Source organism: Flavobacterium sp. CF108, from assembly GCF_900129795.1.
In the GTDB taxonomy this organism is placed as follows: Bacteria; Bacteroidota; Bacteroidia; order Flavobacteriales; family Flavobacteriaceae; genus Flavobacterium.
In genome coordinates this window covers 222,278-235,597 of record NZ_FQWW01000001.1, presented here as the reverse complement: position 1 = coordinate 235,597, position 13,320 = coordinate 222,278, and the positions used below count along the sequence as shown (strand labels likewise).

Below are 13,320 nucleotides of genomic sequence, written 5' to 3'. Positions count from 1 at the left end.
ATCGTTAAATTAATCCTGTAGGTGCAGCTTTTTTAAGAAATATTAATAGTTTAACTTTTAAAAACTTTAATTATGAAAAAAATTGGACTTTTAATTTTATCTTTTCTTTTGTTTGTTTCTTGTGGTGAGGATTTAGATGATAAAACGCCGCTTCCAGTATCTGATTACTATGGAAAATGGGTTCAATTTGTTGATGGTGTATATGCAGATGATCCTGCTTCGAATCAGTTTTCTTACGTATTTAATAATGACAATACTTTTGTAAAGATTAGAGTATATGATAATAAAACTACAACTTTGTCAGGAACTTTTGAGATCGTAACGAATAATGATAAAACTCAATTTATATTGACCTATAGCGAATACAATATGCTAATATCTAGTTGTTCAGGTGGTGGTTTAAAAGAAAGTTTTACTCTCGATAAATCCAGCTATTTAATTGACGATGCAAGTGCTTGTGATCGCAGTTACACTTTTAAAAAAGAGAAATAAAATATAATCTATAGTAATAGTTTTTGCATTTATTTTAAAGGCTATTATTTTAATAAATAAAGATAATTCTTAGATTTGTTTAACTATGAGCCACTAAGAAAATGAATAAAGAAGAAAAAATTCCTTTTGAAACCATTGAATTTGCAGGTGTTACATTTAAAGTAATTAATAGACACGAAGCCCACACTATTATTGGAGATCTTACCGATTTTAATAACGAAAAAATCTACAATGTTTTTGAAGATATCTGGCGTTTTCCTGATTATGAAGAAAATCCAATATTTCTTTTAGCAGAAGATGATGTAGAAATGGATTCCTTCGAAATGGATTTCACTACAGAGGAACATCAGGATATTTTTATTCTAGGATTTATTTTTAAAGGAAATCTGAATGTCAAAAAACTTATAAGTTCTTTTGATACAGATAATTCGCCCGCATTAATTGTCTTAGGAGAAACTAAAACGGTAAATTTAACTTTGTTTGGAAGCGTTCATTATTTAGGCGGAGGCTTAAAATGCGATACCATTATTGGTGAATACAATCATGGAGAACTTTTTGTAAAAGGCGATGTTACAGCGGGGTTAATTTACAGCGACGATATGCTGATGCATTTTGAACGTTTTACAGATGTTCAGGCAATTGTGAGTGTAAACAGACCGGATATAATGATTTGCAGCAATCTCAGTGATGCAGACGGGAATATAATTACAATTGAAAATTACTTTCCATCGACACATAAATTATCTGATATTGTCGATGATTCTTTTATCAAACATTCAGAATATGGAACTGAAATATTAGGAAATAATTACCACGAAGACGTTTTTAGAGAAGGACTTTCGATTCTTGATTATGATAAAAAAGAAAAATATATGTATACTGATTTTCGCATTCAGTTTATAAATAGGATTGAAGTTTTGTCTCAATTAGAATATGTAAAACACATAGGCAGAATAAGTAAAAAGAGCAGAACAAACGAATATTCGTTTGTTCCGTTTACTTATGAAGGAAAGAAATACAGTCAGATTTCTGAAGAAATTGGAAATGGTTTTAATATAAAAATGCGTGCTTTATGGTGCCATGATGATGAAGAAATTACGCTCGTTTTAGAATATCTTGATGAAGATGGAGATACAAAATACCAATGGGCAAATAATGAAACTGCACCCGGAATAGAAATGTTTTGTGTAAAATGTGCTGCATTAGAAGCTTTTGAAGTATTGACAAAAGAAACTTCTGATGAAGAAGATGAAGACGACGATGAAGAAACTGAATACCAAGAATATGATAATAGTTTTTCATTAGAAGAATTTTCGGTTCAGTTTGGTAATTACGTTTTACCCGAAGATTTAATAAAACTATATCAGTTTGATCAAAAATATGGATCTGAAACCTATTCAGAATGTTTTGGTTTGTTAATATATGATGATAAAACCGGAATAAAAACATGGTCTGAAGAAGAAGAATTTTATACTAGTTTTATTGAATTTGCAGGCGCAAACGGCTCTGGAAGTTCTTATGCTTACTGGCTTATTGATAAAGATTTAAATAATTGTCCGATAGTAGTTTTTGGAGACGAAGGCGGAATTCATGTTGTAGCTGAAAATACCTGTAAATTAATTCATCTTTTAACTCTTGATACTGAAATTTCAGTCGATTTTGACAATGCTTATTTCTATAAAGATGAAGAATATTATGAAGAAAATGAAAATAAAGAAGAGTTTCAGCAATGGGCTAAAAAGGAATTTAATCTTGACCCAATAGAATCAAACGAAGAAACGGATGAAATCGTAGACGAAGCAAAAGCAAAGTATAAAAAACAACTCAACGATTTTTTAATCAAATTCGATATTGAAATTGGTGAAGATGAAGACTAGTTTTGATACAATGAATATTTATCTTTGACTAAAATTTTAAAAATGACAACACACTTGGCACTTCTTCGCGGAATCAACGTTTCTGGTCACAATATGATCAAAATGGACGCTTTGAAAACAATGCTTGAAAATATTGGTTTTCAAAACGTTAGAACATATTTACAATCTGGAAATGTTTTTGTTGATAGTGAAGAAGACGCTGCAAAAGTGGGTTTTATGATTAAACAGGAAATCTTTAAGGTTTTTGGGTATGAAGTTCCTGCCATTGTAATTGCAAAAAAAGATTTGGAATTGTGTTTTGCAAACAATCTTTATTTGAAGGAAAAAGATATTGATATCAAAAAACTTTATATTGTTTTTGTTGCGATTGCCTTGAAGAAAGAAAGCATACATGATTTAAAAATCAGTCAGTTTAAACCAGACGAAGCAACTATTGACGAAAATAGAATTTATATTAAATATGCTGTTGGTGCAGGAAAAACAAGACTTGAACTAAAATATATCGAGAAAAAACTGAATGTAATTGGGACAATGCGAAACTTGAATACGGTTACGAATTTGTTAGCAATGTATAATGAATAATTTTTGCCGCGAATTACACAAATTCACACAAATCAATTCGTGAAAATTCGTGTAATTTGTGGCAAAAATGACTTCGACTCCGCTCAGTCTGACAGAATTACTTTGGAATTAAATCACAATACCAAAACCCAAAATCAAAAGCATCTGTTGTATCTGTATCACAAGCTTTATTCGAAGAATCCTGACTTTTTGGTTTTTCATATTTTCGATAAACAATTTCGCCAATTTCAAAATCAATAGGTTTAGAAAAAATTGGTCCGTCAAAAGTAAAAGTGTGGAATTCTCCATTTTCCCCACAAACATCAACGTTTTTAGGTAAATCATTTATGAAACCCTGATCGATAATTCGGCCGACAAAACTTTTATCTAAATATCTTTCATTTACGCAAACCACAATCGTTTTAAATCCAAGTGAAATAAATTCCTGAATTAAATCGTAAGACGGAATTTTCCAAATAGGAAAAACACCTTCAAAACCTATTCTTGCCAATTGTTCTTCACGATATTTTCGTAAATCTTCCAGAAAAATATCTCCAAAGACAGAGTACATAATTCCTTGATTTTTTAATTCCGTCAAGGTTTCTGTCATTACAGTTTCGTAAACTTCCATTGTTGGCATTTCCGGAACCTGCATAATTTTTAATGGAATCCGGATGCTTTCTGCCTGAGCCTGCAACAATTCAACACGAACGCCATGCATGGAAATTCGCTGATATTGCTGATTTACACTCGTTAATAAACATTCAATTTTAAATTCAGGTTCTTGAAGAATTTTGTATAATGTTAGAGCAGAATCTTTTCCGCTGCTCCAGTTAAATAAGGCTTTTTTTGGTGTAGACACGTTGGATTATTTTTGTGTGGTAAACTTACAAATTTCATTCGATTTGTTGTTGAAACCTTTGTAACTTTGGGTTTTTACACGCCAATTTATGACATTATATAAGGACAAATTAAAAATTGATTCCAATCGATTGAAAAATTGGGATTACTCATGTGAAGCAGTTTATTTCATTACGATGGTTACAAAAGATAGAGAATGCATTTTTGGATCTGTCGAAGATGGAAAAATGATTTTAAATGAAAATGGGAAGATTGTGGAAAATGAACTTTTGAAATCGATAAAGATTCGTAAAAATTGGTTTTTCCATAATTGGATTGTCATGCCAAATCATATTCATTTGTTGATTGAAATTCAAGAAAATAAAGAAACACGGATTGAAACGTCAGATATTGAAACGTCGCAAATCAAAACGTCGCATATTGTAGAGACGCACAGCAGTGCGTCTACGTCCGACACATCCACAAAAAATGAAACGCAATCTATGTCGACACACTTTGCGGAGACGCACTGCTGTGCGCCTCTACAGAACCAATCGTTGCCGGAATTATCAAATGAATCAAATTTAAACACGCAGATTGAAACATCACAAATCAAAACATCACAAATCAAAACGTCGCAGATTACAACGTCGCGTATTGTAGAGACGCACTGCAGTGCGTCTAAGCCCGGCATATCCACAAAGAATGAAACGCAATCTATGTCGACAAACTTTGCGGAGACGCACTGCTGTGCGCCTCTACAGAACCAATCGTTGCCGGAATTATCAAATGAATCAAATTTAAACACGCAGATTGAAACGTCGCAAATCAAAACGTCGCAGATTACAACGTCGCGTATTGTAGAGACGCACAGCAGTGCGTCTACGTTCGACACATCCACAAAGAATGAAACGCAATCTATGTCGACACACTTTGCGGAGACGCACTGCTGTGCGCCTCTACAAAACCAATCTTTGCAGACATTCTCTCGTAAACCAAATTCCATATCGTCATTTGTTGCTGTTTTTAAATCGATTACAACAAAACAAATCAATGGTTTTGAAACGATTTGGCAGCAAAATTATCACGATCATATTGTTAGAAATTACAAAACATTTGAAACAATTTATGATTATATTAAAAATAATCCAATATCTTGGGAGACGGATTCTATAAATTCACAATTGCAATGAAATACATTTTTCTTTTTATAACCACTTTTATTTTTGCACAGCAAACCAAATATGTTGATTTTAAATCGGTTTCGGGACAATTAAATATCGTTGATTCTCAAAAAATAATTTACGGACAAGTAGATTATAATTTTGAGGTTTTGCAGCCTATCGACACCATAAAAATCGATGCCAAAAACATGCAGTTTACGAATGTCCAAATCGATGGAAAAGATGTAAAATTTATTAATACAAACAAAGAATTACAAATCATCAATAATTTTCAGAAAGGAAAAAATCATTTGACTTTCAGTTACAACGTAAAACCAAAACAAGCCTTATATTTTGTAAATATTGAAAATGACGATATTCAAATCTGGACACAAGGGCAGGGAAGATACACCAGTAATTGGTTTCCAAGTTTTGATGATGTGAATGAAAAAGTAATTTTTAATCTCGGAATAACTTATAAAAAAGAATATAAGGTAGTTTCAAATGGAGTTTTAAAAAGCAAAACGGAGAAAGATAATCTGGTGCATTGGCAATACCAAATGGAAAACCCAATGAGCTCTTATTTATTAGTGCTTTCTATTGGAAAATATGATAAAAAACAATTTACATCTAAATCTAAAATTCCGTTAGAATATTATATTGAAAATAAAGATGAATCACGTTTTGAACCAACATACCGTTATTCAAAGCGAATTTTTGATTTTCTGGAAAAAGAAATTGGAGTAAAATATCCGTGGAAAGTTTTCAGGCAGATTCCGGTTCGGGATTTTTTATATGGCGGAATGGAAAATACAACAACTACACTTTTTACGACACGTTATGTAGTGGATGATATTGGTTTTACAGATCGGAATTATACTAATGTTGATGCCCATGAATTGGCGCATCATTGGTTTGGGGATTTAATTACTGCCGAAAGCAGTACACATCATTGGCTTCAGGAAGGTTTTGCAACTTATTATGCATTATTGGCTGAAAGAAATATTTTTGGAGATGATTATTTTTATGCCAAATTATATGATACGGCACAGCAGATAAAATATGCATCAAGAACAGATACCATTCCGGTTTTAAATGGAAAAGCCAGTTCGCTTACTTTTTATGAAAAAGGAGCGTGGGCGCTTTTCGTTTTGCATGAATCTATTGGCGACAAAGTCTTTAAAAAAGCGGTAAAAAGTTATTTGAATAAATATGCTTTCAAGAATGTAAACACAGATAATTTCTTTGATGAAATTAAAAAAGTTTCCAATTTTGATTTGGTTCAGTTTCAAAAAACCTGGCTGGAATCTACAGCTTTTGATACGCCGACAGCCAATGCTTTATTGAGTAAAAACAATGCAATAAAAGTGCGCTTAGAAGTGGATAAATTAAAGAAAACACCTTTAAAAGAGAAGGTTGATTTCTTCAATAAAACTATGGATTCAGATATTCATCATTCAGTAAAAGAAGCCATTATTTCGCAATTGCAAACTGAAAAATACGAAGATAAAAAAGAGTTATTATTAAAAGCTTTGCATCAAAATAATGTTCAGCTGCGCCAGACTTTAGCAGAAACTTTATCAAAAATACCGGAAGATTTTAGAACAGAATATGAAACGCTGCTCGACGATAGATCCTATCAAACACAGGAAGCTGCATTGTTTTATTTATGGAATAACTTCCCAACTCATAGAAAAGAATATCTTGATAAATCGAAAAACTGGATTGGTTTTAATGATTATAACCTTCGTATATTATGGCTTTCGCTAGCGTTATCGACTCCGGATTACAGCAGTAATTATGAGGAATTAATAAATGAATTAGTTGCTTTTTCTACAACAAAATATGAAGCGACTACACGCCAGAATGCATTAGAAAAATTAATTGCTTTTAAATTTATTAACGATGATGTTTTAACCAATTTAGTTAACGCTGCAACGCACCATATGTGGCAGTTTTCAAAATTTGGAAGAGATTCAATCAGGATTTTATTAAAAAATTCAGAAATGCGTGCTTCATTTAATAGAATTTTACCTAATTTGACCCCCGATGAACAGTTCCAATTGAATCGTTTATTGAAAGAATAGAAAACAGAGAATAGAAGAAAGAAAATAGATTTGTAAGTAAGTCTATATTCTATTTTCTTTCCTCTATTTTCTAACCAAAAACAAAACCTACTTTATATTTTATGAGAGCATTAGTTATTTCTGGCGGTGGAAGTAAAGGCGCCTTTGCCGGAGGAGTTGCACAGTATTTAATAGAAGAAAAGCATCATGAATACGATTTATTTATAGGAACATCTACAGGAAGTTTACTTATTCCGCATTTAGCTCTCGGTCATATCAAAAAAATACATTCCGTTTATACAAATGTTACAATGTCAAGTATTTTTAATATCTGCCCATTTGTAGTAAAAGTAAAAGAAGGAGTAGATATCGTGACGATTAATCACTTTAATGTACTTCGTCAGTTTTTTAAAGGAAAGAGAACTTTTGGCGAAAGCAAAGGTTTAAAGAAATATATCCAGAATAACTTTTCTATCTCTGATTTTAATAATCTTAAAAAAATGAATAATGACGTAATTATTACGGTCACCAATTTCACCAAAAACGAATCAGAATATAAATCAGTGAAAGACTGTAGTTATGAAGAGTTTTGCGAATGGTCTTGGATCTCGAGTAATTATGTTCCGTTTATGAGTTTGGTTTCAAAAAACAATTACGAATATGGCGATGGCGGATTTTCAAGTTTGGTTCCAATTCGTGAAGCTATTAATCGCGGTGCAACAGAAATTGATGTTATCATTTTAGAAACTGAAGTCAATACAAGCAAAATGGTTATTGGTAAAAATCCATTTTCGTTAATGATTGATTTGTTCCGAATTGCCTTAGATCAGGTTGAAAAACATGATATTGCTATAGGAAAACTTATGGCAAACACTAAAGATGTAAAACTTAATTTATATTACACTCCAACCAAATTGACAGATAATGCGTTAATTTTCAACAAAGAAATAATGAAAGAATGGTGGAAGCAAGGTTACGAATATGCTCAGAATAAGTCTGAGGTTATGAGTGACAATAGGTGATTTTAGATTGCAGATTTTAGATTTTAGATTGTTGTTGGGATTTTTTATTCATTCTTAAAAAATCTAAAATCTAAAATCAACAATCTAAAATATTATTTTACCAAAGTTCAGCAACTTCGTTTTTAATATACCCTAAAGCAGCATTACTTGGAGATTGTTTTTCTAAAAGTTCATTCAAAATGACTTCACGAAGTTTATCTGCACTGTCAACACGGTCGCTCATGGCAGCTTTACGAATCATTTGAATTGTTGAGTTTTTAGCAGTTGTAATTATTGTCCAACATTCATCAGACATATAAATTTGCTGCGTTAAATTGTGTTCAAATTCTTGTTCGATTTGGTCGATTACAAAGTTTTCGTAATCATGTTTATCGTGAGAAATTGGAGTGATTCTGATTAATAATTTTGTCAAATTGATACGCTCTAAAAATAACGTCATACGTTCGTAAGCTTGTAAACGTATTGGAAGTGATTCTTTATGAGCTTGTCTGTTTAACAAAAAAGCACGCTTTTTATCATTGTTTTTAATATGCAGTTCAAAAAAACTGTAGGCTACAAATCCGGTAACAATTGCAGGTAAAGTATAACTTGCTAATTCTATAATTCTTGTAAAATCCATTTGGGTAAATTTTTTTAGCAAAAATATACTTTTTGACGAGAAATCCACTTTAAATTTACACGAATAAACAAATCGTAAAACTTACTTTTGCAACTTGTTTTTTAATACACTTTTAATGGATTCATACATAATACTTTTTCTTTGCCTGGCAGCTTTTGCAGCAGGATTTATTGATGCAATAGTGGGCGGCGGCGGGCTTATCCAAACACCAATGGGGTTAATTTTATTGCCAAATCTGCCGGTTTCAACAGTAATTGGAACGTTAAAAATTCCAGCTTTCAGCGGGACAGCTTTTGCCGCTTTTCAATATCTGAAAAAGGTAGTTATTCAATGGAAATTGCTTTTGATTATGATGTGTTTAGCAGTTCCGTCAGCATTTTTGGGTTCTACTATTTTGACCTTGGTAAGCAATGATTTTATGAAACCACTTTTGCTTGTCGTTTTGTCACTGTTGTTTATATATACGTACGCAAAGAAAAACTTCGGACAGCATGTTGCCAAAGATCATTCGGCAGCAACACAAATAATTTATGCAGTTGTCATTAGTATAATTGTTGGCTTTTACGACGGATTTATTGGACCCGGAACAGGAAGTTTTTTTGTGGTTGCTTTTATTGCGCTTTTAGGTTTTGATTTTTTGCACGCTTCCGCGAATGCTAAAATGGTAAATCTGGCAACAAATTTTGGTTCGATCTGTTTGTTTATGATAAAAGGGAAAATCATCTGGTCAATCGCAATTCCGATGGCAGTAAGTAACGGACTTGGCGGCTGGCTTGGTGCAAAACTCGCAATTAATAAAGGAAATGGTTTTATTAGAATTTTCTTTTTGATTGTTGTTGTGGGAACTTTGATTCGCTTTGCTTACGATGTATTTTATAAATAAAGATGCTAATGTTTAATAGCCGTTGGTTTTAACCAACGGTTAAGTTTATAACACGAACAAGGCTTTAGCCAAAATAAATAAAGTTTGGCTAAAGCCTTGTTTTCTAATTTCAAAAAACCGTTGGTTAAAACCAACGACTATTTAAATTTATGCAGCATAGTAATATGTAGCATAATAATTGGATTTGGAAAATAATTAAAACTAAAAAGATATAATAATGGATGAAATTATAGAAAATTTGGAAGATTCTTTTAAAGATTTTCCAGATAACACGATTATTCAAGAACTTCAAAAAAGTGAGGATGATATAAAAGCTGGTAGACTTATTTCCTATTCAGATTTTAAAGAAAAATTACGAATGATTTATAATATCTAGTTTTTCAAAATATTTAAAGAAAACCAATTGTTTAAACCTAGCCCCGATAGAGGCGGTATTCTCGTAGTGAAACGAAGAGATATAGCCGAAAGCGGGAAACCATGTTTAATAAAATGCCTATTCTTTGGCTTCCAAAAATAAAAAACTTAGCAACTTAGAACCTCAATATCTTAGTAGCTTATTAAAACTATAATTCTTATTTTTGCATAAAGGAGAAAAATTACATGCAGAAATATATTGACCAGCTCAACGAAGCACAGAGAGCGCCTGTTTTACAAAAAGACGGGCCAATGATTATTATTGCTGGTGCAGGTTCGGGGAAAACCCGTGTTTTAACAATTAGAATTGCTTATTTGATGGCTCAGGGTGTTGATGCATTCAACATTTTATCGCTGACTTTTACCAATAAAGCAGCCCGTGAAATGAAGCACAGGATTTCGGATATTGTGGGAGCATCTGAGGCAAAAAACCTTTGGATGGGAACTTTTCACTCTATTTTTGCCCGTATTCTTCGTTCAGAATCAGATCATTTAGGTTATCCATCAAATTTCACAATTTACGATTCTCAGGATTCGGCCAGACTGATTTCTTCTATTATTAAAGAAATGCAGCTGGATCGTGATATCTACAAACCAAAACAAATTTTAGGCCGTATATCTAGTTATAAAAACAGCTTAATTACAGTAAAAGCCTATTTCAATAATCCGGAATTAGTCGAAGCAGATGCTATGGCAAAAAGACCGAGATTAGGAGAAATTTATCAGCAGTATGTAGAACGCTGTTTTAAAGCCGGAGCAATGGATTTTGATGATTTGTTGTTGAAAACAAATGAGTTACTGACTCGTTTTCCAGAGGTTTTAGCAAAATATCAGGATCGTTTCCGTTATATTTTGGTTGATGAGTACCAGGATACAAACCACTCTCAATATTTGATTGTTAGGGCTTTGTCTGACAGATTTCAGAATATTTGTGTGGTTGGAGATGATGCACAGAGTATTTATGCTTTCCGTGGGGCGAATATCAATAATATCCTGAATTTTCAAAAGGATTATGAAGGTGTAGTAATGTATCGTTTAGAGCAGAATTACCGTTCGACCCGAAATATTGTGGAAGCAGCAAACACTATAATGGAGCATAATAAAACCAAACTAGATAAAGTAGTTTGGACTGCAAATGATTTTGGTCCAAGAATTAAAGTCCATCGAAGTTTAACAGATGCCGAAGAAGGGCGTTTTGTAGCCAGTACGATTTTTGAACAGAAAATGCAGAATCAATTGCATAATGGATCTTTTGCGATTTTGTATCGTACCAATGCTCAGTCGCGTGCGATGGAGGATGCGTTGAGAAAGCGTGATATTCCATATAGAATTTATGGTGGATTATCATTCTATCAGCGTAAGGAAATTAAAGATGTTTTGTGTTATTTACGTTTAGTAATTAACCCAAAAGATGAAGAAGCGTTGATTCGTGTAATCAATTATCCGGCGCGTGGAATTGGAGATACAACGGTCGAAAAACTTACTATTGCAGCCAATCATTACAAACGTTCGATTTGGGAAGTAATGGTAAATATTGATAAAATTGACTTGAAACTGAATGCCGGAACAAAAAACAAATTGAAAGATTTTGTAACGATGATTCAGAGTTTTCAGGTTATTGATCAAAATCAGGATGCTTTTTATATTACAGATCATGTTGCGAAGAAAACTGGTTTGGTTCAGGAATTAAAGAAAGATGCGACTCCGGAAGGAATGGCGAAAATTCAAAATATCGAAGAACTTTTAAACGGTATTAAAGATTTTACAGAAGGACAAAAAGAAATTGATGGTGCAAGAGGAGCTTTATCTGAATTTATGGAAGATGTGGCACTTGCAACTGATTTAGATAAAGATACCAATGATGAAGATCGTGTTGCATTAATGACGATTCACTTAGCAAAAGGACTAGAATTTCCTCATGTTTTTGTAGTGGGAATGGAAGAAGATTTGTTTCCGAGTGCGATGAGTATGAGTACCAGAAGTGAATTAGAAGAAGAACGTCGTTTATTTTATGTAGCTTTAACTCGTGCAGAACATCAGGCGTATTTGACTTATGCGCAGTCTCGTTACCGTTGGGGTAAATTGACAGATAGTGAACCATCACGTTTTATTGAAGAAATTGATGGGCAATATTTAGAATATCTAACTCCGTCAGAAAGTAATTACCGATATAAATCACCAATTGACGGCGATATTTTTGGAGACATTGATAAATCAAAATTGCGATTAGCAAAACCCGTAGGAGGAACGCCTCCAAAACATATTACAGATAATAATCCAAAACCGGATTTAAACATTCGAAAATTAAAACCTGTATCTGGAAATGCGCCAGAAAGTTCTAATACTAATTTGTTTGACAGTAAACTAACAATTGGAAATGTCGTAATGCACGAACGTTTCGGAAAAGGAGAAGTGATTAATTTAGAAGGAGTTGGAGCTGATAAAAAAGCCGAAATTAAATTTGAAGTTGGAGGAATTAAAAAACTTCTATTAAGATTTGCTAAATTAGATGTTGTAGGATAAAAAAAAGTTTCAGGTTTCAGGTTTGAAGTTTCAAGTTATTGGAGCGCACAAACTTGAAACCTGAAACAATAAAAAACTTGAAACAAAAATTATATGGCTGAATTCATAAAAATATATCCAGATAAACCTAGTGAAGCTGCAATTGCAAAAGTTGTAAAAGTGCTTCAAAATGGTGGTTTGGTAATTTATCCAACAGATACTGTTTACGGTTTAGGTTGTGATATTACCAATTCGAGGGCTTTAGAAAAAGTAGCGAAAATAAAAGGAGTAAAATTAGAGAAAGCAAACTTCTCTTTCATTTGCCACGATTTGAGTAATTTATCAGATTACGTGCGACAAATTGATACTTCGACTTTTAAAATATTAAAAAGAGCTTTGCCTGGACCTTATACTTTTATTTTACCGGGAAACAATAATTTACCAAAAGAGTTTAAAAAGAAAACTACTGTTGGTATTCGTGTTCCGGATAATAATATTGTTTTAGAAATTGTTCGTCAGTTAGGAAATCCAATTGTTTCGACTTCTATTCGTGATGAAGATGACGTAATTGAATATACTACAGATCCTGAATTGATTTTTGAAAAATGGCAGAATCTGGTTGATATGGTAATTGATGGTGGTTATGGAGATAATATTCCGTCAACAATTATTGATTTATCAGAGCATGAGCCAGTAATTGTAAGGGAAGGAAAAGGCGATATTGATATTTTGTAAAAAAAAACTTAAATAGCATAAAACTTAAAAAATTATAACTAACTTTAGTATAGTTAAAATTTAGTTAGTTAATAAAAGCAATGTTGTCCTTAATTTCTTTTAATTGGTTGTTAAAAAAGATTAAGGATACAAAAAAAAGGCTGGTC

At 32.5% G+C, this 13,320-nt stretch carries 12 protein-coding genes; 10 read left to right on the top strand and 2 right to left on the bottom strand.

Features of this window, described 5'->3' with window-relative positions:
* The first annotated feature begins 72 nt into the window (after nt 1-72).
* From BUE10_RS01100 to BUE10_RS01090, 3 genes are all read left to right on the top strand, one after another.
* Nucleotides 73-492 carry a hypothetical protein gene (locus BUE10_RS01100; RefSeq protein WP_073481353.1) on the top strand — a complete coding sequence of 140 codons (420 nt, stop codon included), beginning with the start codon at nt 73-75 and terminating at the stop codon, nt 490-492.
* A gap of 101 nt (nt 493-593) precedes the next feature.
* A complete protein-coding gene (locus tag BUE10_RS01095; protein ID WP_073481352.1) occupies nt 594-2,369 on the top strand; it encodes a hypothetical protein in 1,776 nt (591 codons plus the stop codon).
* Between the two features lie 42 nt (nt 2,370-2,411).
* Nucleotides 2,412-2,951 carry a DUF1697 domain-containing protein gene (locus BUE10_RS01090; protein WP_073481350.1) on the top strand — a complete coding sequence of 180 codons (540 nt, stop codon included), beginning with the start codon at nt 2,412-2,414 and terminating at the stop codon, nt 2,949-2,951.
* A 97-nt stretch (nt 2,952-3,048) separates the two neighbouring features.
* Here the strand turns inward: BUE10_RS01090 and BUE10_RS01085 are convergent, their stop codons facing one another.
* On the bottom strand, nt 3,049-3,792 hold the full coding sequence (locus BUE10_RS01085; RefSeq protein ID WP_073481348.1) for a Dph6-related ATP pyrophosphatase: 744 nt from the start codon (nt 3,790-3,792) through the stop codon (nt 3,049-3,051).
* Nucleotides 3,793-3,880: 88 nt separating this feature from the next.
* Here BUE10_RS01085 and BUE10_RS01080 point away from each other — a divergent pair, with 88 nt between their 5' ends.
* The 3 genes from BUE10_RS01080 (at nt 3,881) to BUE10_RS01070 (ending at nt 8,021) form a co-directional block, all read left to right on the top strand.
* The gene (locus BUE10_RS01080; protein ID WP_073481346.1) at nt 3,881-4,963 is read left to right on the top strand and encodes a transposase; all 1,083 of its coding nucleotides are present in this window, start codon (nt 3,881-3,883) and stop codon (nt 4,961-4,963) included.
* The gene (locus BUE10_RS01075; protein WP_073482972.1) at nt 4,960-7,020 is read left to right on the top strand and encodes a M1 family metallopeptidase; all 2,061 of its coding nucleotides are present in this window, start codon (nt 4,960-4,962) and stop codon (nt 7,018-7,020) included. Before BUE10_RS01080 ends, BUE10_RS01075 begins: the two co-directional genes overlap by 4 nt.
* Before the next feature lie 101 nt (nt 7,021-7,121).
* Complete coding sequence (locus BUE10_RS01070; protein ID WP_073481344.1) at nt 7,122-8,021, top strand: patatin-like phospholipase family protein; 900 nt, start codon at nt 7,122-7,124, stop codon at nt 8,019-8,021.
* Between the two features lie 97 nt (nt 8,022-8,118).
* Here the strand turns inward: BUE10_RS01070 and BUE10_RS01065 are convergent, their stop codons facing one another.
* Nucleotides 8,119-8,640: a DUF7935 family protein gene (locus BUE10_RS01065; RefSeq protein ID WP_053471407.1), complete on the bottom strand. Its 522-nt coding sequence runs from the start codon at nt 8,638-8,640 to the stop codon at nt 8,119-8,121.
* Between the two features lie 115 nt (nt 8,641-8,755).
* Here BUE10_RS01065 and BUE10_RS01060 point away from each other — a divergent pair, with 115 nt between their 5' ends.
* The 4 genes from BUE10_RS01060 to BUE10_RS01050 all read left to right on the top strand — a co-directional run bounded on the left by BUE10_RS01060 (nt 8,756) and on the right by BUE10_RS01050 (nt 13,174).
* Nucleotides 8,756-9,523 (top strand): sulfite exporter TauE/SafE family protein, encoded by a 768-nt coding sequence (locus BUE10_RS01060; RefSeq protein ID WP_073481342.1) that lies wholly within the window; start codon nt 8,756-8,758, stop codon nt 9,521-9,523.
* A gap of 217 nt (nt 9,524-9,740) precedes the next feature.
* On the top strand, nt 9,741-9,899 hold the full coding sequence (locus BUE10_RS23960) for a hypothetical protein (RefSeq protein ID WP_159439045.1): 159 nt from the start codon (nt 9,741-9,743) through the stop codon (nt 9,897-9,899).
* Nucleotides 9,900-10,123: 224 nt separating this feature from the next.
* Nucleotides 10,124-12,460: an ATP-dependent helicase gene (locus BUE10_RS01055; RefSeq protein ID WP_073481340.1), complete on the top strand. Its 2,337-nt coding sequence runs from the start codon at nt 10,124-10,126 to the stop codon at nt 12,458-12,460.
* A 93-nt stretch (nt 12,461-12,553) separates the two neighbouring features.
* Nucleotides 12,554-13,174, top strand: a complete 621-nt coding sequence (locus BUE10_RS01050) for an L-threonylcarbamoyladenylate synthase (RefSeq protein ID WP_073481338.1) — start codon at nt 12,554-12,556, stop codon at nt 13,172-13,174.
* Nucleotides 13,175-13,320 lie beyond the last annotated feature (146 nt).